This window comes from Bartonella sp. MM73XJBT.G, from assembly GCF_028618435.1.
GTDB lineage: Bacteria > Pseudomonadota > Alphaproteobacteria > Rhizobiales > Rhizobiaceae > Bartonella.
Window position 1 is genome coordinate 1 of sequence record NZ_JAQISW010000014.1, and the last position, 17,793, is coordinate 17,793.

Here is a 17,793-nt window from a genome sequence, read left to right on the forward strand (position 1 = left end):
ATGGATGTGTCACTGATTGTTCCGATAGCAATGGAAGAGAAGCTTCGTTTTGCTATTCGTGAAGGTGGTCGTACTGTTGGTGCCGGTATCGTTTCTAAGATCATTGAGTAAATAATGGTTATTGAAAAACGCCTTTGTTTTTAAAGGCGTTTTGCATAACAGGGAAATAAAGAGCATGAACAGTCAAAATATTCGCATTCGCTTGAAAGCGTTTGATCATAGAATTCTTGATACATCGACGCGTGAGATTGTATCGACTGCTAAGCGGACCGGTGCAAATGTCCGTGGTCCTATTCCGCTTCCGACGCGGATTGAGAAATTTACGGTTAATCGTGGGCCGCATATCGATAAGAAGAGTCGTGAGCAGTTTGAAATGCGTACACATAAGCGTCTTCTTGATATTGTTGATCCAACGCCGCAAACAGTGGATGCGCTTATGAAGCTCGATCTTTCTGCTGGTGTGGATGTAGAAATTAAGCTCTGAGGTTTGAGGACAGAAGGAACAGACCCGATGCGTTCAGGTGTAATAGCACAGAAGCTGGGCATGACCCGTATTTATAATGATGCTGGTGAGCATGTGCCGGTGACAGTACTTCGTTTAGAGAATTGTCAAGTCGTTGCTCAGCGTACAGTTGAAAAGAATGGTTATACTGCTGTTCAATTAGGTGTAGGCTTGGCTAAGGTTAAGAATACTTCACAGGCTCTTCGTGGACATTTTGCTAAGGCTTCTGTTGAGCCTAAAGCTAAAATAGCAGAGTTTCGTGTTAGTCCCGATAATCTTCTCGATATCGGTACAGAGATTACAGTGGAGCATTTTGTTCCAGGGCAGAGAGTTGATGTGACTGGTACCAGTATTGGTAAGGGATTTGCTGGTGTTATGAAACGGCATAACTTTGGCGGGCATCGTGCTTCCCATGGTAATTCAATTACACATCGTGCTCATGGTTCTACGGGACAGTGTCAAGATCCTGGTAAAGTGTTTAAAGGAAAAAAAATGGCTGGCCATATGGGGCAGGTGCGTGTAACAACACAAAATATTGAAGTTATTTCCACTGATATTGAACGTGGTTTAATTTTAGTGCGTGGTGCTGTTTCTGGTTCGAAGGGTTCTTGGATTTTGGTAAGAGATGCTGTTAAGAAACCTCTCCCCGATAATGCTCCAAAGCCTGCTGGTATTCGCCGTCTTGTGAAGGAGAAAACGGAGATGATTACTCCGATGACGGAAACCTCTGAAGTTGAGGGAGCCTAATAATGGATCTTGTAATTAAAACACTTGATGGTAATGAAGCTGGTAAATTAAAAGTTTCTGAATCTATCTTTGATCTTGTTCCACGTGAAGATATTTTGCAGCGTGTTGTTCGTTGGCAATTGGCCCGTCGTCAACAGGGAACGCATCAATCACAAGGGCGCTCTGATGTATCACGAACGGGGGCAAAGATGTTTAAACAAAAGGGAACTGGACGTGCTCGGCACTCATCTGCTCGTGCACCACAGTTTCGAGGTGGGGGTAAAGCACATGGGCCGGTGGTTCGTAGCCATGCGCATGATCTGCCTAAAAAGATTCGTGCCCTTGGGTTACGTTTTGCTTTATCTGCAAAATTAAAAGCAAAAGATTTAATTATTGTGGATGAGTTGACTGTTAAGGATGCTAAAACGAAAAAGCTTGTTTCTCATTTTTCTAAGCTTGGCTTTAATAATGCTCTGTTGATTGGTGGTAAAGAGATTGATATTAACTTTTTTCGTGCAGCATCGAATATCCCTAATATTGATATTTTGCCCATTCAGGGAATTAATGTTTATGATATTTTGCGTCGCAGCAAACTTGTTTTATCAAAGGCAGCTGTTGAGGCTCTTGAGGAGCGTTTTAAATGACAGATCTTCGCCATTATGATGTAATTATTAGTCCAGTTATTACTGAAAAGTCGACTATGATTTCTGAATATAATCAAGTTGCTTTTAATGTCGCGCCGAAAGCGACGAAACCTGAAATTAAGGCTGCTGTTGAAGCGCTTTTTAGCGTAAAAGTAAAAGCAGTTAACACGATAGTCCGAAAGGGTAAAGTGAAACGTTTTAAAGGTATTGTTGGTCGGCAGAGTGATGTCAAAAAAGCGATCGTGACACTGGCGGCTGGTCAGTCTATCGACGTTTCTACAGGTCTTTAAAGAGGCTCGGAGATAGGAATAATGGCACTTAAGCAATTTAATCCAATAACACCTGGGCAGCGTCAGCTTGTCATTGTGGAGCGTTCTTGTCTTTATAAGGGAAAACCTGTAAAGATGTTGACGGAAGGTTTATCTTCAAAAGGTGGACGTAATAATCGCGGTCGTGTTACTGTTCGTTTTCAGGGTGGTGGACATAAGCGGAGCTATCGGTTTGTTGATTTTAAGCGTCTTAAACGTGATATTTCTGCTAAAGTTGAGCGTTTAGAGTATGATCCAAATCGCACAGCTTTTATTGCGCTTATTCGCTATGAAGATGGGCGGTTAAGTTATATCCTTGCGCCACAGCGTCTTGGTGTTGGTGATTCTATTATTGCTGGCTCAAATGTTGATGTTAAGCCGGGTAATGCTATGCCGCTTGGTAATATGCCAGTGGGGACAATTATTCATAATGTTGAGATGAAACCGGGGAAAGGTGGTCAGATCGCACGTTCCGCAGGAACCTATGCGCAGCTTGTTGGGCGAGATCAAGGAATGGCTATTCTTCGTCTTAATTCTGGAGAGCAGCGTTTGGTATCTAGCAGTTGCTTTGCGACCGTTGGTGCTGTTTCAAATCCTGATCATGGGAATATTAATGATGGCAAGGCAGGTCGGTCACGTTGGCGTGGTAAACGTCCTCATGTTCGTGGTGTTGCTATGAACCCCGTTGATCATCCACATGGTGGTGGTGAAGGACGTACATCAGGGGGGCGTCATCCGGTGTCTCCTTGGGGTAAGCCTACAAAGGGTAAGCGTACGCGTTCCAATAAAGCCACTGATAAGTTTATTATGCGTACGCGTCATCAGCGCAAGAAATAAGAAAGGTAGTCTGAAGTGGTTCGTTCAGTTTGGAAAGGTCCGTTTGTTGACGGCTATCTTCTTGGTAAAGCAGAGAAGGTACGTGCAAGTGGACGTAATGAAGTTATAAAAATATGGAGTCGTCGCTCTACTATTTTGCCGCAATTTGTTGGTTTGACTTTTGGTGTTTACAACGGCAATAAGCATATTCCTGTTTCTGTTTCTGAAGAGATGGTTGGACATAAGTTTGGTGAGTTCGCTCCTACCCGGACTTATTATGGTCATGGTGCCGATAAAAAAGCGAAGAGGAAGTAGGAATGGGAAAAGCTAAGGTTCCGCGCCAGCTTAAAGATAATGAAGCAAAGGCTGTCACACGGACAATTCGTGTTAGTCCGCAGAAGCTTAATTTAGTTGCTTCAATGATTCGTGGTAAAAGAGTTAATGTAGCGCTTGCTGATTTGATGTTTTCGCGTAAACGTATTGCTGCTACTGTGAAAAAAACGCTTGAATCAGCAGTTGCAAACGCAGAAAATAATCACGATCTTGACATTGATTCGCTTATTGTAGCAGAAGCTTATGTTGGTAAGTCGATCGTTATGAAGCGCTTTCATATTCGTGGTCGCGGGCGTGCTAGTCGAATTGAACGTCCATTTTCACATCTTACTATTGTTGTTCGTGAAGTTAGCGAAAAAGTGGAGGCCGCGTAATGGGTCAGAAGATCAATCCAATAGGACTTCGTCTTGGTGTTAATCGGACCTGGGATTCTCGTTGGTATGCTGATAGTGGTGAATATGGGCGTCTTCTTCATGAAGATTTGAAAATTCGCTCTTATGTGTTTGAAGAGCTTAAACAGGCTGCGATTTCTAAGGTTGTTATTGAGCGTCCTCATAAAAAATGTCGTGTTACGATTCATTCTGCACGTCCTGGTTTGATTATCGGTAAAAAGGGTGCTGATATCGAGAAGCTTCGTCGTAAGCTTTCAGAAATGACTAATGCTGAAACTTCGTTGAATATCGTGGAGATTCGTAAGCCAGAGATTGATGCGACGATTATTGCACAATCAATTGCTCAACAGTTAGAGCGTCGTGTTGCTTTTCGTCGCGCAATGAAGCGTGCCGTTCAGTCTGCTATGCGTCTTGGTGCGGAAGGTATTCGTATCAATTGTTCTGGTCGTCTTGGTGGTGCTGAAATTGCTCGTATGGAATGGTATCGTGAAGGTCGTGTTCCACTTCATACCTTGCGTTCTGATGTCGATTACGGTACAGCAGAAGCTAAGACCGCTTACGGTATTTGTGGTATTAAAGTTTGGGTCTTTAAGGGTGAGATTCTTGAACATGATCCGATGGCTTCGGAACGTCGTGCTACGGAAGCTGATCAATCTGGTTCTTCATCGAATCGTCGCCGCGAAAATGCTTAGTTTTTGAAATTGAACTAAAATTTGGAGTAGAGAACAATGTTGCAGCCAAAGCGCACAAAGTTCCGTAAGCAGTTCAAGGGCCGTATTCACGGTGTTGCGAAGGGTGGTACGGATTTAAATTTCGGTGCCTACGGTTTGAAAGCTGTTGAGCCGGAGCGGGTTACTGCTCGTCAAATTGAAGCGGCACGTCGTGCGATTACACGTTATATGAAGCGTTCTGGTCGTGTGTGGATTCGCATTTTTCCAGATCTTCCAGTTACATCTAAACCGACGGAAGTTCGCATGGGTAAAGGTAAGGGAAGTGTTGATTATTGGGCCGCACGTGTTGCTCCTGGGCGCATTATGTTTGAGCTTGATGGGGTTCCTGAGGATGTTGCACGTGAAGCACTAAGGTTGGGCGCTGCAAAGTTGCCTATCAAAACGCGTTTCATCCAGCGTATTGCTGAATAAAGAGGTTAAGCGATGAGAGCCAGAGAATTACGGGCGCAAACGCTCGACCAAATGAAGGATGAATTGGCTAAGTTAAAGAAAGAGCAGTTTAATTTGCGCTTTCAAAAGGCTACAGGTCAATTGGAAAAGACTGCACGTGTTAGACAAGTTCGTCGTGATATTGCACGCATTAAGACTTTTCTTCGTCAAAAGTTAAGTGAAAGTAAGGTTTAAGGAAATAAGAGATGCCTAAACGCGTTTTACAGGGTGTTGTTATTAGCGACAAAAGCGATAAAACTGTCGTTGTAAAAGTGGAGCGTCGTTATTCTCATCCGCTTCTTAAGAAGACTGTTCGGCAGTCTAAAAATTATAAAGCGCATGACGAAAACAACCAATTCAAGATTGGGGATCAGGTTTCTATTCAGGAATCTAGACCAATTTCAAAAGATAAATGTTGGATTGTTGTAAAAGACAATGTAGTGTAATGAGCTGAGTTTATTGTTTTAGAATTTAACAGTGGTTTTTCGTTGATAAATTTGAAGACGATGGCTTTGTATTTATTTGGCAGGCAAATCTGAGTGTATAAAAGGTACAGGCGGATATATATGTTAAGAAAAGGTGGCCAGTCATGATTCAGATGCAAACAAACCTCGACGTTGCTGATAATTCTGGTGCTCGTCGTGTCATGTGCATCAAGGTGTTAGGCGGTTCAAAGCGGAAATATGCTTCGGTCGGTGACATTATTGTTGTTTCTGTTAAGGATGCTATTCCTCGTGGTCGTGTTAAAAAAGGTGATGTTATGAAAGCTGTTGTGGTGCGTACTGCTAAGGATATTCGTCGCGCAGATGGTAGTGTCATTCGTTTTGATAGTAATGCTGCGGTTTTAGTGGATAATAAAAAAGAGCCGATCGGTACGCGTATTTTTGGGCCTGTTCCCCGTGAATTGCGTGGGAGGAATCATATGAAGATCATCTCACTTGCTCCTGAAGTGTTATAAGGAGTTGATGTTATGCAGAAGATTCGAAAAGGTGATAGAGTTGTCGTTTTATCTGGTAAGGATAAAGGGTCGAGTGGTGAAGTAATTAAGGTTAGTCCAAAAGAGAATAAGGCTTTTGTTCGTGGGATTAATATGATTAAACGTCATCAACGTCAAACACAGAAGCAAGAAGCTGGAATTATTTCTAAAGAGGCTCCGATTCATCTGTCTAATTTGGCGATTGCTGACCCTAAAGATGGTAAGCCTACACGCGTGGGCTTTCGTATGAATGCAGATGGTAATAAGGTACGTTTTGCCAAGCGTTCGGGAGAGTTGATTAATGGCTGAGGAAAGACAAATACCGCGTATGAAAGCGTATTATTTTGAAGTGATTCGTAAAGCGCTTCAAGAGAAATTTAATTACAAAAATACAATGCAGATTCCGCGGATTGATAAAATTGTAATTAATATGGGGATAGGTGAAGCAACTGCTGATTCAAAGAAGCCTTCCCTTGCTGCTGAGGATTTAGGACTCATAACAGGTCAGAAGGCTGTTGTTACCCGTGCGCGTAATTCTATTGCAACCTTTAAGGTTCGTGAAGGAATGCCTCTTGGGGCTAAAGTGACATTGCGTAAAGATCGTATGTTTGAGTTTTTAGATCGTCTTGTTACGATTGCTCTTCCGCGCGTTCGTGACTTTCGAGGTTTAAATCCAAAAAGCTTTGATGGTCGTGGTAATTTTGCTATGGGTATTAAAGAACACATTGTGTTTCCAGAAATTAATTATGATAAAGTTGATCAAATTTGGGGCATGGATATTATCGTTTGTACGACAGCGAAAACGGATGATGAAGCGCGTGAGTTATTGCGTGCCTTTAATTTTCCTTTTCGTTCGTAACGGCAAACGTAGCGAGGTGAGATTATGGCCAAAGTAAGTGCCGTTGAAAAAAATAAGCGTCGTGAGGTGATGGTGAAGCGTTATGCTGCGCGTCGTGCACGTTTGAAAGCAATCGTTATGGATCAGAAGGTTTCTCTTGAAGAACGTTTTAAGGCTTCTGTTCAGTTGGCAGAATTACCGCGTAATTCTTCGAAAGTTCGTATTCGTAATCGCTGTGAGGTTTCAGGTCGTCCACGGGCTTATTATCGTAAGTTAAAGATGTCACGGATTGCATTGCGTGAACTTGGCTCTATTGGCCATATTCCTGGTATTGTAAAGTCTAGTTGGTAAGAGGAGATTATCTAATGTCTATGTCAGATCCTCTTGGTGATATGTTAACACGTATTCGTAATGCACTTGGTCGTAAAAAAGGCAAGGTGGTTACTCCAGCTTCAAAGCTTCGTGCACATGTTCTTGATGTTCTTCAGTCAGAGGGTTATATTCGCGGATATAATCAAGTTGATTTGGGTGATGGAAAATCTGAGCTTGAAATCGAATTGAAGTATTTTGAAGGGATGGCTGCTATTCGTGAAATTTCGCGTGTATCAAAGCCTGGTCGTCGTGTGTATGTTTCTGCTAAGTCACTTCCGCAGGTGGCAAATGGTTTAGGTATTTCGATCTTGTCGACTCCTAAAGGCGTTATGGCTGATCATGAAGCGCGTGAACAGAATGTTGGTGGTGAACTTCTTTGTCGTGTTTTCTAAGTTATGTCCAAGAAAACAGAAGAAAAATAGGTTAGAACAATGTCTCGTATTGGAAAAAAGCCCATTTCAATTCCTTCTGGAGTTACCGCAACTGTTGAAGGTCAGCTGGTCAAAGCAAAAGGTCCGAAAGGTGAGCTGAGTTATGTCGTAAATGACGAAGTCTTAGTTAAATTCGAGGACAATGTCATATCAGTTATGCCCCGGGATCAGTCAAAAGATGCGCGCTCTAAATGGGGGATGTCACGCTCAATGATTGAAAACATTTTTTGTGGTGTAAAAGATGGTTTTGAAAAGAGGTTAGAGATCAATGGGGTTGGTTATCGTGCTGCTTTGCAGGGTAAGGATATTCAACTCTCTCTAGGTTTTTCGCATGATGTGGTTTATAAAGTTCCGTCGGGTGTTACTGTAACTGTTCCTAAACCCACAGAGATTGTTATTTCTGGAATTGATAAACAGCAAGTTGGACAAGTTGCAGCGGAGATTCGTGAGTATCGTAGGCCTGAGCCTTATAAAGGTAAAGGTGTTAAGCATGCAGATGAACGTATCTTCCGTAAAGAAGGTAAAAAGAAATAAGGATTTTGTATTATGGTTTCATCTAAGGACATTATCCAGCGCCGTGCGAGACGTGTTCGTCGTAGAATCAAGATGGTTTCTCACGATCGTCCGCGGCTTAGCGTTTATCGTTCAAATCAGAACATCTACGCGCAAGTTATTGATGATTTACGGGGATGTACACTTGTTTCAGCTTCTACTCTTGAAAGTGATTTGAAAAAATCCTTAAAAAGTGGATCTGATAAAGAAGCCGCTTTCGCTGTGGGTAAGTTAATTGCTGAACGTGCGAAGCAAGCTGGTGTCAATGAAGTGGTTTTTGATCGTGGTGCTTATTTGTACCATGGTCGAGTCAAGGCTTTGGCTGAAGCTGCTCGTGAAGGTGGTTTGAACTTTTAAAGTTTTCTCCTTATGGATGGGGCTGGATACTTTAGAGCATTTCGTTTAAGTTCTTCTGATTTGATGAAGAGCTTTGTTATCGTGCTTCCGGAAAAGAAAAAGGAATGAGGAATGGCACAAAAAGAACGTGGTGAAAGAGAAGAACGCGATAATGAGTTTGTCGATAGGCTTGTTCATATTAATCGTGTTGCTAAAGTTGTAAAGGGTGGTCGGCGTTTTGGTTTTGCTGCTCTTGTTGTCGTTGGAGATCAGAAAGGGCGTGTGGGCTTTGGACACGGTAAAGCGCGTGAAGTTCCTGAGGCCGTTCGTAAAGCAACGGAATCTGCAAAGCGTGGAATGATTTATGTTCCACTTCGCTCTGGACGTACATTGCATCATGATCTTGAAGGTTGTCACGGAGCAGGCCGTGTTTTGCTTCGTTCAGCGTCTGCTGGTACTGGTATTATTGCTGGGGGACCGATGCGTGCTATTTTTGAAGCTCTTGGTATGCAGGATGTTGTTGCGAAGTCACTAGGATCATCAAATCCTTATAATATGGTTCGTGCAACATTTGATGCTTTGAAACATCAAATGCATCCGAGAGATATTGCTGCTCAGCGTGGTATCAAATATTCGACTTTGCAGGCGCGTCGTCGTCATTTAGTCGATGTAGAAGGGTAGTTTCTGAGATTGTCAGAAAAGGAATTAGGAAATGGTTCAGAAAAAATCTCAGAGTAGTAAAACTGTGACAGTAGAGCAAATTGCGAGCCCTATTCGAAATTCACAGATTCAGCGTGCAACCTTGAAGGGGCTTGGGCTCAATAAAATGCGTCGCCGGCGCGTTTTAGAAGATACACTTTGTGTACGGGGTATGATTGCTCGAGTTCGGCATCTTGTTCGTGTTATAGATGAAGATTAAGGGTTGCAGGAGTATTAGATATGAAACTCAATGAACTACGTGATTGCGAAGGCGCAACAAAAAATCGTAAGCGTGTTGGACGTGGTATTGGTTCGGGTATTGGTAAGACTGGTGGTCGCGGTGTAAAAGGACAAAAATCCCGTTCTGGTGTCTCTCTTAACGGTTTTGAAGGTGGGCAAATGCCTATCTATCGCCGTTTACCAAAACGTGGGTTTAAAAATTTCTTTTCTAAAACCTACAATGAAGTTTCCTTGGGACGTATTCAGTTAGCTGTTGATGCAGGTAAGTTGAATATTGAAAAGCCGGTTGATATGATTACCTTGAAAGAGGCTGGTGTTATTCGTCGAGAGAAGAGTGGGGTTCGTCTTCTTTCTGATGGTGATTTGAAAGCTAAGATTACCTTTCATGTTTCTGGTGCTTCACAAGCTGCTCGTGTTAAGATTGAAAAAGTGGGTGGTCAGATTATTTTTCCTGATGTTATTCAATAATTTTTTTGATATAAGTCATGATTTAAAGAAGAGGTACATCTATTCTTTTGAATATTTTGTGGGAATTGTTTAAGTTCTGCGATTATTTGTGTGTAAAGATATGAATTTTAGAGTTATAGTTCTGTAACTTAAAGAACTGAAGTGTGAAGTGGAGACGTTTTATGGCATCAGCAGCAGAGCAATTTGCTTCCAATATAAACTTCGGTACCTTTTCGCGTGCAACTGAGTTAAAGAAACGTATCTGGTTTACTCTGGCGGCACTTCTTGTCTATCGTTTTGGCACTTATATTTCTCTTCCGGGTATTAATATTGATGCTTTGCGGCAAACATTTGAACATCATGCATCAGGTGTTTTAGGACTTTTTAATATGTTTGCTGGAGGCGCTGTTGGGCGTATGGCAATTTTTGCGCTAGGAATTATGCCCTATATATCGGCATCTATTATTGTACAATTGCTCACGTCTGTTATTCCTTCTTTGGAGACTCTTAAAAAGGAGGGTGATGTCGGTCGTAAGGTGATTAATCAATATACGCGCTATGTGACAGTCGTATTGGCTATTCTGCAAGCTTTTGGTATTGCGGTTGCGCTTGAAAGCGGTATAGGGACAGGACTTCAAATTGTTCTAGAACCGGGTCTCATGTTTCGTATCTCTTCTGTTATTACACTTGTTGGCGGAACAATGTTTCTCATGTGGCTTGGTGAGCAAATTACGTCACGCGGTGTTGGTAATGGGGTTTCTCTCATCATTTTTACAGGGATTGTAGCCAACTTTCCTTCTACTTTTGCTCAGCTTTTGACTGCGCATAGTCAGGCTGATTTATCAACTTTTCTTTTAATAGCAATCGTTTTTATTGCTGTCTTGGTTATCGGACTTATTGTTTTTATAGAACGTGCGCAACGGCGGATTATTATTCAGTACCCGAAACGTCAGGTTGGTAACCAAATGTTTCAAGGCGATATGTCGCATCTTCCTTTAAAATTGAATACTGCTGGTGTTATTCCGCCTATTTTTGCTTCATCTTTATTGTTATTACCCGCCACTATTAATAATTTTTCTGATAAAATGCCACAATGGATGCAAACAATTTCTTATTCTCTTGGTCATGGGCAGCCACTTTATATGATTGTTTATGCATTTTTAATGGCGTTTTTTTGCTTTTTTTATACAGCTATTGTGTTTAATCCGAGTGATACTGCGGATCAGTTGAAGAAACATTCTGGTTTTATTCCAGGAATTCGTCCAGGTGAACGTACAGCGGAATATATTGATTATGTTTTGACGCGTATTACTGTTGTGGGCGCTATTTATATTATCTTGGTTTGTTTACTCCCTGAATTTATGATATCTGCATTCCAAGTTCCTTTTTATCTTGGGGGGACGTCTTTGCTGATTGTTGTGACTGTTACTCTTGATACAGTTGCTCAAATCCAGGGGCATCTTGTTGCACACCAATATGAAGGGTTGATAAAAAAATCAAAACTTCGTGGAGGTCGAAGAAATAGATGAGAGTGGTTCTTTTAGGTCCTCCTGGAGCAGGAAAAGGGACGCAAGCTAAGATGTTAACTGAGGAATATAATATTCCTCATTTATCAACAGGAGATATATTACGTGAGGTTATTACTAAAGAAACGGAAGTTGGTAAAAAAGCTAAAGCTATTATAAGTTCAGGTTCTTTGGTTCCTGATAGTCTTGTTAATCAAATCGTATCAGATCGGATTGATGAGCCTGATTGTGTAAATGGTTTTATTTTGGATGGATATCCAAGGACTGTAGGACAGGCAGAAGCATTACAACAGATACTTGAGTCAAAAAATATGCACCTTGATGCTGTCATTGAGTTATGTGTTGATGAAGGTGCATTGATTGAACGTATGGAAAAGCGCGTTCAGGATACAATAGCGGCCGGTGGACAGATCCGTTTAGATGATAACCCTGTTGCTTTTACAAAAAGATTAGTAGAATACCGTGAAAAAACATCTCCTTTATCAAAATTTTATTCAGAGAGAGGAATGTTAAAGGTCATTGATGGAATGATTGATATTACTGAAGTGACGCATAAGATTAAAGGTTTTCTTTCATGAGATTTTTTAGAATTAAATGAAAAGAGTTGACTTTTGAGATGAAATCTATCACAAACAACTTTAATTTATTTCAATTAAATAAGTGGATTCGGAAGGATTTTGTTCTGAGTCTGTTTTTTCTATAAAGTACATCAGGTATTTTATAATAATTTGTCAACATAACTAAGGAGAGTAGGCGTGGCTCGTATTGCTGGCGTCAATATCCCGACAAATAAGCGTGTCATTATTGCGCTTCAATATATCCACGGGATTGGACCAAAATTTGCTCAAGAAATTATTGAAAAGGTTGGCATTCCCACGGGCCGTCGTGTGCATGAGCTTTCAGATGCCGAGGTGTTACAGATTCGTGAAGCAATAGATCAGGGATATCAAGTTGAAGGTGATCTTCGTCGTGAAGTTGCTATGAATGTTAAGCGTTTGATGGACCTTGGTTGTTATCGTGGATTGCGTCATCGTCGGTCTTTACCTGTCCGGGGACAGCGTACACATACAAATGCTCGTACACGTAAGGGACCTGCTAAGGCAATTGCTGGTAAGAAGAAATAAGAAGCTTTTTGGAAGTTTATTTATTCTGTTTCTTGTTGAAAGCGGTTTGACAAGAAACAGAAGGTGGAGCTGCTGATATTACGGCAGTGTTGAGATCGTTGAAAGGAAAATTATGGCCAAGGAAGCCACACGTGTTCGTCGTCGCGAACGTAAAAATATTTCATCGGGTGTTGTGCATATCAATTCAACATTTAATAATACAATGATTACCATTACTGATGCTCAGGGAAATGCAATTGCTTGGTCATCTGCTGGCGCTCAAGGGTTTAAGGGGGCGCGTAAATCTACACCTTTTGCCGCTCAAGTTGCTGCGGAAGATTGTGCGAGAAAAGCACAAGAACATGGTATGCGTTCTTTGGAAGTTGAAGTTTGTGGTCCTGGGGCAGGGCGTGAATCTGCTTTACGTGCGTTGCAATCTGTTGGTTTTGTCATCACTTCTATTCGTGATGTAACACCAATTCCTCATAATGGATGTCGTCCGCGTAAAAGGCGGCGTGTTTAATTGGGTGTTGTTTTTTGTTGTCGGAGATTTCTCTGATGTTCACATTGGTCGTTACGATTGAATGGTAACGGAACTAAAGAACGGGAATAAAAATATGATCCAGAAAAACTGGCAGGAACTTATTAAACCCAACAAGGTTGAATCATATACGCATGATAATCCGAATATTACAAGCGTAATCGCTGAGCCTCTTGAGCGGGGGTTTGGTTTGACTTTAGGAAATGCACTTCGTCGTGTGTTGTTATCTTCGCTTCGTGGTGCTGCTATTACTGCTGTACAGATTGATGGTGTCTTACATGAATTTTCATCAATTCCAGGTGTCCGTGAAGATGTTACAGATATTATTCTGAATATAAAGGAAATTGCGCTTCGTATGGAAGAAGAAGGGCCTAAACGTCTCGTCGTTTATAAAGAGGGTCCTGGTGTTGTGAAAGCAGGGGACATCAGTATCGTTGGGGATATGGAAATCCTCAATCCGGATCATGTTATTTGTACCCTTGATGAAGATGCTGAAATTCGTATGGAATTTATTGTCAATACGGGGAAAGGGTATGTTCCATCTGATCGGAATTGTGTCGATGATGGGCGCATAGGATTAATTCCAATTGATAGTCTTTATTCACCAATTCGTAAAGTGTCTTATAAAGTGGAAAATACACGTGAAGGTCAGGTTCTCGATTATGATAAATTGACGTTAACGATTGAAACGAATGGTGCTGTTAATGGAGAAGATGCTGTTGCTTTTGCAGCGCGCATTCTTCAGGATCAATTATCGTTATTTATTAACTTTGAAGAGCCTCAGAAAGAGCCTGTTGAAGAGGCGGATTCTGAGCTTTCCTTTAATCCGGCACTTCTCAAAAAAGTGGATGAATTAGAGCTTTCGGTTCGTTCGGCAAATTGTCTTAAGAATGATAATATTGTTTATATTGGTGATCTTATTCAAAAAACAGAATCTGAAATGCTTCGAACACCAAATTTTGGTCGTAAGTCATTGAATGAGATTAAAGAAGTTTTGGCATGTATGGGGTTACATCTTGGAATGGAAATTCCTGCATGGCCGCCTGAAAACATTGATGATCTTGCTAAACGTTATGAAGATCAGTATTAAAATTAGAATTTAAGGAGAGGGCTTATGCGCCATAGTAAGTCAGGCCGCAAGTTGAACCGGACTGCCAGTCACCGTAAAGCGATGTTTGCAAATATGGCAACTTCGTTGATCGAGCATGAGCAGATTGTGACAACACTTCCAAAGGCTAAAGAAATTCGTCCTATTGTTGAAAAGCTTGTTACTCTTGGTAAGCGTGGTGGTTTGCACGCGCGTCGACAAGCAATTGCAGCACTTCGTGATACAGAAAAGGTTGCAAAGTTATTTGATACACTTGCGCCGCGTTATGCTTCACGCAATGGTGGATATTTGCGTATTATGAAAGCGGGGTTTCGTACCGGTGATAATGCGCCCATGGCTGTTATAGAATTTGTTGATCGTGATGTCGAAGCAAAGGGGGCAGGGGATCGTGCTCGTATGGAAGCTTCAGAGAATGAGAAGAGCACGTCCTCATAAGTTTTTTATTTTATTGGTTTTTAAAAGGCCGCCTTGTCTTAGGCGGTTTTTTTTATGCTTATTTTTAAAGTTTGTTTTACTTGAGAAATCGATGGTGAGAAAAAATTATAGGATATTGAATTGTTTTATTTTTATAATATTTACTGTTTAAATAGGTTGTTTTTATTCTCTATTATGAAATATTAATAGAAATCCTTTATTTATGGGGATGCTTTTAAAAAATTCTATGAATATTCAACAGAATGGGCTGATTTTATAAGGAGTAGATTATGAGGTATTCTTTTGGGGTGCGGCTTTTTTTTGCCATTATGATGCTGATATCGTTTGATCATGTATATGCTCATGTTCCTCAAACACAAAAAGAAATCACTCTTTCATTTGCTCCTTTAGTTAAAAAGACAGTTCCCTCTGTGGTCAATATTTATGCAGCTCGACAAATTAGAGCACGTTCACCTTTTGAGGGTGATCCATTTTTTGAGCAATTTTTTGGTCGTTTGCAAAATAATTTTCCTGTTCGTAAGCAATCATCATTAGGATCAGGAGTGATTGTTGATGCGCGTGGTTTGATTGTTACAAATTACCACGTCATTAAAGATGCAAGCGAAATTAAGGTGGCTTTTTCTGATGGGCGAGAATTTGAGAGTAAGGTCGTACTCAAAGATGAAGCAACCGATATTGCTATTTTGGAAGTTGATGTAAAAGATACACAGTTTCCTGTTCTTCCTTTGGGGGATTCTGATACTGTTGAAGTTGGTGATCTTGTTTTAGCTATTGGTAATCCTTTTGGTGTTGGTCAAACGGTTACAAGTGGTATTGTTTCAGCGCAAGCGCGTACACGTGTTGGGATTTCTGATTTTGACTTTTTTATTCAAACAGATGCAGCCATTAATCCAGGAAATTCTGGTGGCGCTTTAATTGATATGAAGGGACAATTAATCGGAATTAATACGGCTATTTATTCACGTTCCGGTGGTTCTGTAGGGATTGGTTTTGCTATTCCAGTTAATCTTGTAAAAGTGATGCTTGATACAGTTAAACGCGGTGGAAAATATTTTGTGCCACCTTATATTGGGGCATCCTTTCAAAATGTTACACCTGATATTGCTGGTGGTTTAGGTTTAGAACGCCCTTATGGTGCTCTTATTATTGAAGTTATCAAAGACAGTCCTGCTGAAAAAGCCGGTTTGAAAGTAGGTGATGTTATTTTGAGTGTACAGGGGGTGCGCGTTGATAGTCCAGATAGTCTTGGGTATCGTTTAATGACAGCGGACATTGGCCATAGTCTTGCTTTAGAATATTTACGAAGTGGAAAAACTTTAAAAACACAGATAAAGGTTGCATCAATATCAGAAACTGCATTTTTAAAATCTGAAAAAATTACAGGTGATAATCCTCTTGCTGGGGCTGAAGTGTTAGATTTAACACCGCAAAATAGTCGACGTTTTCATCTTCCTATATCGGCAAAAGGTGTTGTGATTACCAGTCTTGATGAAATGAGCAATGCTGCGGGAATTTTTCGGCCCAGAGATATCTTACGTGTTGTCAATGGCTATAAGATTCAAACAGTTCATCAGTTGAAAAAGATTCTTATGCAAACGCGTTCGCGTACTTGGCAATTGGAATATGAACGTGATGGTATGTATATTCGCCAATTTATTCGTTGAGGTTTTTTTTGAAGAAAGATTTTTTTACTTCGTCGGTTGATCCTAAAGTTAATAAAAATCAGCCACTTGCGGAAAGAATGCGTCCTTGTTCTCTCAATGAAGTTGTGGGACAAAAACATTTAATTGGAGAGGATGGTTTGCTTTCACGGATGGTGGCAGCGGGCTCAATTGGATCGATGATTTTTTGGGGGCCTCCAGGGACCGGAAAAACAACAGTTGCACGTTTGTTAGCACTTGAAACAAATTTCGCATTTGAACAAGTTTCTGCTATTTTTACAGGTGTTTCTGAACTTAAAAAGATTTTTGAAGTTGCACAGAGGCGTTTTATGTCTGGGGATAAAACGCTTCTCTTTGTTGATGAAATTCATCGGTTTAATCGTGCACAGCAGGATAGTTTTCTTCCTGTGATGGAAGATGGTACGGTGGTCCTTATCGGTGCAACAACTGAAAATCCTTCTTTTGAACTTAATGCTGCTCTTCTTTCGCGTGCGCGGGTTTTAACATTTTTTTCTCATGATCGTGAAAGTTTAGGGATGCTTTTGAAGCGTGCTGAAAAGGTGGTAGAGAAATCTCTTCCTTTGGATGATGGGGCCAGAGACACTTTGATAGGGATGTCTGATGGAGATGCGCGGGTAGCATTGACATTAGCAGAGGAAGTTTGGTCTGTTGTGCGTTCCGGAGAGATTCTTGATGCTGGTGCGTTGCAAAAAGTTATTCAGCGTCGTGCACCCATTTATGATAAAGGACGAGATGGGCACTATAATCTTATTTCAGCGTTGCATAAATCTGTTCGTGGCTCTGATCCTGATGCGGCGCTTTATTATTTAGCACGTATGTTGGATGCTGGTGAAGATCCTCTCTATATTGGGCGAAGATTGGTTCGTATGGCTGTTGAAGATGTGGGTTTGGCGGATCCCCAAGCTCTTGTCATTTGTAATGCGGCAAAAGATGCCTATGATTATTTAGGATCACCAGAAGGAGAATTGGCTTTGGCACAGGCATGCCTTTATGTTGCAACGGCACCAAAGTCAAACGCGACATATCTTGCATATAAAGCTGCATTGCGTTGTGCACAAAAAAATGGTTCTTTACCACCTCCTAAACATATCCTTAATGCACCGACGAAATTGATGAAGGAGGAAGGGTATGGAGATGGTTATTGTTATGATCATGATGAACCAGATGCCTTCTCTGGACAAGAATATTTTCCCGAAAAACTTGGGCGACAGAGTTATTATAAACCAGTTGAGCGTGGATTTGAGCGTGAAATTGTGAAACGTCTTGAATGGTGGAAACAATTGCGCAAAAAACGTAAAAATAAACCATAAAATTTGAGTTAAAACACGTTTTTTATTGAACTTAGATTTATTTTTTATTCCTCGTTTTATTGTATGAACAATTTAGTTTTATTTTTAACATTTATTATATTGCTCGTAGTGCAATTTTTTTGATCCCTTCAAAAAGCATATCTTTTTATGGATTCAAGTTTAAGAAATATGTCATTTAATTCTTAAAGCTATTTTATTTTATGATTTTAATTGATTAAGATATTGATTATACAATGTTTTGTATGTTGAATGAGAACTTCAGATACTATACGATTCTCTCATGCCAAATCTCATCAATCACAACCATTCGCTTGTA

General features: G+C 40.8%; 29 protein-coding genes and 1 pseudogene. All 30 read left to right on the forward strand.

The features are described 5' to 3' along the window. Positions 1-111 (forward strand): annotated as a pseudogene (locus PVV59_RS07310) (elongation factor Tu); the annotation flags it as partial. 64 nt (positions 112-175) lie between these two features. Continuing rightward, entirely contained in the window at positions 176-484 is a 309-nt protein-coding gene (rpsJ, locus tag PVV59_RS07315; RefSeq protein ID WP_005773267.1) for a 30S ribosomal protein S10, read from the forward strand. Positions 485-511: 27 nt separating this feature from the next. Continuing rightward, positions 512-1,249: a 50S ribosomal protein L3 gene (rplC, locus tag PVV59_RS07320; RefSeq protein WP_273755498.1), complete on the forward strand. Its 738-nt coding sequence runs from the start codon at positions 512-514 to the stop codon at positions 1,247-1,249. Positions 1,250-1,251: 2 nt separating this feature from the next. Next, positions 1,252-1,872 carry a 50S ribosomal protein L4 gene (gene rplD / locus PVV59_RS07325; RefSeq protein WP_273755499.1) on the forward strand — a complete coding sequence of 207 codons (621 nt, stop codon included), beginning with the start codon at positions 1,252-1,254 and terminating at the stop codon, positions 1,870-1,872. Next, the gene (locus tag PVV59_RS07330; protein ID WP_120122472.1) at positions 1,869-2,162 is read left to right on the forward strand and encodes a 50S ribosomal protein L23; all 294 of its coding nucleotides are present in this window, start codon (positions 1,869-1,871) and stop codon (positions 2,160-2,162) included. Before rplD ends, PVV59_RS07330 begins: the two co-directional genes overlap by 4 nt. 21 nt (positions 2,163-2,183) lie before the next feature. Then, positions 2,184-3,017 carry a 50S ribosomal protein L2 gene (gene rplB / locus PVV59_RS07335; RefSeq protein ID WP_273755500.1) on the forward strand — a complete coding sequence of 278 codons (834 nt, stop codon included), beginning with the start codon at positions 2,184-2,186 and terminating at the stop codon, positions 3,015-3,017. Positions 3,018-3,032: 15 nt separating this feature from the next. Further along, complete coding sequence (gene rpsS, locus PVV59_RS07340) at positions 3,033-3,311, forward strand: 30S ribosomal protein S19 (RefSeq protein ID WP_004855734.1); 279 nt, start codon at positions 3,033-3,035, stop codon at positions 3,309-3,311. A gap of 2 nt (positions 3,312-3,313) precedes the next feature. Further along, positions 3,314-3,703: a 50S ribosomal protein L22 gene (gene rplV, locus PVV59_RS07345; protein ID WP_273755501.1), complete on the forward strand. Its 390-nt coding sequence runs from the start codon at positions 3,314-3,316 to the stop codon at positions 3,701-3,703. After that, positions 3,703-4,413, forward strand: a complete 711-nt coding sequence (gene rpsC / locus PVV59_RS07350; protein WP_273755502.1) for a 30S ribosomal protein S3 — start codon at positions 3,703-3,705, stop codon at positions 4,411-4,413. The genes rplV and rpsC overlap by 1 nt, the downstream gene beginning before the upstream one ends. Positions 4,414-4,449: 36 nt before the next feature. Next, on the forward strand, positions 4,450-4,863 hold the full coding sequence (rplP, locus tag PVV59_RS07355; protein WP_139413397.1) for a 50S ribosomal protein L16: 414 nt from the start codon (positions 4,450-4,452) through the stop codon (positions 4,861-4,863). Between the two features lie 12 nt (positions 4,864-4,875). After that, positions 4,876-5,076: a 50S ribosomal protein L29 gene (gene rpmC / locus PVV59_RS07360; RefSeq protein ID WP_120100732.1), complete on the forward strand. Its 201-nt coding sequence runs from the start codon at positions 4,876-4,878 to the stop codon at positions 5,074-5,076. A gap of 11 nt (positions 5,077-5,087) precedes the next feature. Further along, complete coding sequence (rpsQ, locus tag PVV59_RS07365; protein ID WP_273755503.1) at positions 5,088-5,327, forward strand: 30S ribosomal protein S17; 240 nt, start codon at positions 5,088-5,090, stop codon at positions 5,325-5,327. A gap of 143 nt (positions 5,328-5,470) precedes the next feature. Further along, positions 5,471-5,839, forward strand: coding sequence for a 50S ribosomal protein L14 (gene rplN / locus PVV59_RS07370; RefSeq protein ID WP_004855715.1), 369 nt, complete (start codon positions 5,471-5,473; stop codon positions 5,837-5,839). Between the two features lie 12 nt (positions 5,840-5,851). Then, entirely contained in the window at positions 5,852-6,166 is a 315-nt protein-coding gene (gene rplX, locus PVV59_RS07375; protein WP_273755504.1) for a 50S ribosomal protein L24, read from the forward strand. Further along, positions 6,159-6,716, forward strand: a complete 558-nt coding sequence (gene rplE / locus PVV59_RS07380; RefSeq protein WP_273755505.1) for a 50S ribosomal protein L5 — start codon at positions 6,159-6,161, stop codon at positions 6,714-6,716. Before rplX ends, rplE begins: the two co-directional genes overlap by 8 nt. A 24-nt stretch (positions 6,717-6,740) precedes the next feature. Next, positions 6,741-7,046 carry a 30S ribosomal protein S14 gene (gene rpsN, locus PVV59_RS07385; protein WP_005773283.1) on the forward strand — a complete coding sequence of 102 codons (306 nt, stop codon included), beginning with the start codon at positions 6,741-6,743 and terminating at the stop codon, positions 7,044-7,046. Between the two features lie 14 nt (positions 7,047-7,060). After that, a complete protein-coding gene (gene rpsH, locus PVV59_RS07390) occupies positions 7,061-7,459 on the forward strand; it encodes a 30S ribosomal protein S8 (protein WP_273755506.1) in 399 nt (132 codons plus the stop codon). A gap of 39 nt (positions 7,460-7,498) precedes the next feature. Next, positions 7,499-8,032, forward strand: a complete 534-nt coding sequence (gene rplF, locus PVV59_RS07395; protein ID WP_005773285.1) for a 50S ribosomal protein L6 — start codon at positions 7,499-7,501, stop codon at positions 8,030-8,032. A gap of 12 nt (positions 8,033-8,044) precedes the next feature. Continuing rightward, positions 8,045-8,407, forward strand: a complete 363-nt coding sequence (gene rplR / locus PVV59_RS07400) for a 50S ribosomal protein L18 (protein WP_273755507.1) — start codon at positions 8,045-8,047, stop codon at positions 8,405-8,407. A gap of 111 nt (positions 8,408-8,518) precedes the next feature. Continuing rightward, positions 8,519-9,067 (forward strand): 30S ribosomal protein S5, encoded by a 549-nt coding sequence (gene rpsE / locus PVV59_RS07405; protein WP_273755508.1) that lies wholly within the window; start codon positions 8,519-8,521, stop codon positions 9,065-9,067. A gap of 31 nt (positions 9,068-9,098) precedes the next feature. After that, positions 9,099-9,305, forward strand: coding sequence for a 50S ribosomal protein L30 (rpmD, locus tag PVV59_RS07410; protein ID WP_273755509.1), 207 nt, complete (start codon positions 9,099-9,101; stop codon positions 9,303-9,305). 20 nt (positions 9,306-9,325) lie between these two features. Next, positions 9,326-9,793, forward strand: a complete 468-nt coding sequence (rplO, locus tag PVV59_RS07415; protein ID WP_273755510.1) for a 50S ribosomal protein L15 — start codon at positions 9,326-9,328, stop codon at positions 9,791-9,793. A gap of 161 nt (positions 9,794-9,954) precedes the next feature. Further along, positions 9,955-11,301 (forward strand): preprotein translocase subunit SecY, encoded by a 1,347-nt coding sequence (secY, locus tag PVV59_RS07420; protein WP_273755539.1) that lies wholly within the window; start codon positions 9,955-9,957, stop codon positions 11,299-11,301. After that, entirely contained in the window at positions 11,298-11,876 is a 579-nt protein-coding gene (locus PVV59_RS07425; protein WP_273755511.1) for an adenylate kinase, read from the forward strand. The genes secY and PVV59_RS07425 overlap by 4 nt, the downstream gene beginning before the upstream one ends. A gap of 177 nt (positions 11,877-12,053) precedes the next feature. Then, entirely contained in the window at positions 12,054-12,422 is a 369-nt protein-coding gene (gene rpsM, locus PVV59_RS07430) for a 30S ribosomal protein S13 (RefSeq protein WP_100129410.1), read from the forward strand. A gap of 112 nt (positions 12,423-12,534) precedes the next feature. Next, positions 12,535-12,924: a 30S ribosomal protein S11 gene (rpsK, locus tag PVV59_RS07435; RefSeq protein WP_005773294.1), complete on the forward strand. Its 390-nt coding sequence runs from the start codon at positions 12,535-12,537 to the stop codon at positions 12,922-12,924. 94 nt (positions 12,925-13,018) lie between these two features. Further along, on the forward strand, positions 13,019-14,032 hold the full coding sequence (locus PVV59_RS07440) for a DNA-directed RNA polymerase subunit alpha (RefSeq protein ID WP_120122461.1): 1,014 nt from the start codon (positions 13,019-13,021) through the stop codon (positions 14,030-14,032). A gap of 24 nt (positions 14,033-14,056) precedes the next feature. Continuing rightward, complete coding sequence (gene rplQ / locus PVV59_RS07445) at positions 14,057-14,485, forward strand: 50S ribosomal protein L17 (RefSeq protein ID WP_273755512.1); 429 nt, start codon at positions 14,057-14,059, stop codon at positions 14,483-14,485. 269 nt (positions 14,486-14,754) lie between these two features. After that, a complete protein-coding gene (locus PVV59_RS07450) occupies positions 14,755-16,149 on the forward strand; it encodes a DegQ family serine endoprotease (RefSeq protein WP_273755513.1) in 1,395 nt (464 codons plus the stop codon). Between the two features lie 8 nt (positions 16,150-16,157). Then, positions 16,158-17,477, forward strand: coding sequence for a replication-associated recombination protein A (locus PVV59_RS07455; protein ID WP_273755514.1), 1,320 nt, complete (start codon positions 16,158-16,160; stop codon positions 17,475-17,477). Positions 17,478-17,793: the final 316 nt, after the last annotated feature.

Coding starts and splice junctions, on each gene's coding strand:
- rpsJ (WP_005773267.1), top strand. CDS start 176: ATGAACAGTCAAAATATTCGCATTCGCTTGAAAGCGTTTGATCATAGA.
- rplC (WP_273755498.1), top strand. CDS start 512: ATGCGTTCAGGTGTAATAGCACAGAAGCTGGGCATGACCCGTATTTAT.
- rplD (WP_273755499.1), top strand. CDS start 1,252: ATGGATCTTGTAATTAAAACACTTGATGGTAATGAAGCTGGTAAATTA.
- PVV59_RS07330 (WP_120122472.1), top strand. CDS start 1,869: ATGACAGATCTTCGCCATTATGATGTAATTATTAGTCCAGTTATTACT.
- rplB (WP_273755500.1), top strand. CDS start 2,184: ATGGCACTTAAGCAATTTAATCCAATAACACCTGGGCAGCGTCAGCTT.
- rplV (WP_273755501.1), top strand. CDS start 3,314: ATGGGAAAAGCTAAGGTTCCGCGCCAGCTTAAAGATAATGAAGCAAAG.
- rpsC (WP_273755502.1), top strand. CDS start 3,703: ATGGGTCAGAAGATCAATCCAATAGGACTTCGTCTTGGTGTTAATCGG.
- rplP (WP_139413397.1), top strand. CDS start 4,450: ATGTTGCAGCCAAAGCGCACAAAGTTCCGTAAGCAGTTCAAGGGCCGT.
- rpmC (WP_120100732.1), top strand. CDS start 4,876: ATGAGAGCCAGAGAATTACGGGCGCAAACGCTCGACCAAATGAAGGAT.
- rpsQ (WP_273755503.1), top strand. CDS start 5,088: ATGCCTAAACGCGTTTTACAGGGTGTTGTTATTAGCGACAAAAGCGAT.
- rplN (WP_004855715.1), top strand. CDS start 5,471: ATGATTCAGATGCAAACAAACCTCGACGTTGCTGATAATTCTGGTGCT.
- rplX (WP_273755504.1), top strand. CDS start 5,852: ATGCAGAAGATTCGAAAAGGTGATAGAGTTGTCGTTTTATCTGGTAAG.
- rplE (WP_273755505.1), top strand. CDS start 6,159: ATGGCTGAGGAAAGACAAATACCGCGTATGAAAGCGTATTATTTTGAA.
- rpsN (WP_005773283.1), top strand. CDS start 6,741: ATGGCCAAAGTAAGTGCCGTTGAAAAAAATAAGCGTCGTGAGGTGATG.
- rpsH (WP_273755506.1), top strand. CDS start 7,061: ATGTCTATGTCAGATCCTCTTGGTGATATGTTAACACGTATTCGTAAT.
- rplF (WP_005773285.1), top strand. CDS start 7,499: ATGTCTCGTATTGGAAAAAAGCCCATTTCAATTCCTTCTGGAGTTACC.
- rplR (WP_273755507.1), top strand. CDS start 8,045: ATGGTTTCATCTAAGGACATTATCCAGCGCCGTGCGAGACGTGTTCGT.
- rpsE (WP_273755508.1), top strand. CDS start 8,519: ATGGCACAAAAAGAACGTGGTGAAAGAGAAGAACGCGATAATGAGTTT.
- rpmD (WP_273755509.1), top strand. CDS start 9,099: ATGGTTCAGAAAAAATCTCAGAGTAGTAAAACTGTGACAGTAGAGCAA.
- rplO (WP_273755510.1), top strand. CDS start 9,326: ATGAAACTCAATGAACTACGTGATTGCGAAGGCGCAACAAAAAATCGT.
- secY (WP_273755539.1), top strand. CDS start 9,955: ATGGCATCAGCAGCAGAGCAATTTGCTTCCAATATAAACTTCGGTACC.
- PVV59_RS07425 (WP_273755511.1), top strand. CDS start 11,298: ATGAGAGTGGTTCTTTTAGGTCCTCCTGGAGCAGGAAAAGGGACGCAA.
- rpsK (WP_005773294.1), top strand. CDS start 12,535: ATGGCCAAGGAAGCCACACGTGTTCGTCGTCGCGAACGTAAAAATATT.
- PVV59_RS07440 (WP_120122461.1), top strand. CDS start 13,019: ATGATCCAGAAAAACTGGCAGGAACTTATTAAACCCAACAAGGTTGAA.
- rplQ (WP_273755512.1), top strand. CDS start 14,057: ATGCGCCATAGTAAGTCAGGCCGCAAGTTGAACCGGACTGCCAGTCAC.
- PVV59_RS07450 (WP_273755513.1), top strand. CDS start 14,755: ATGAGGTATTCTTTTGGGGTGCGGCTTTTTTTTGCCATTATGATGCTG.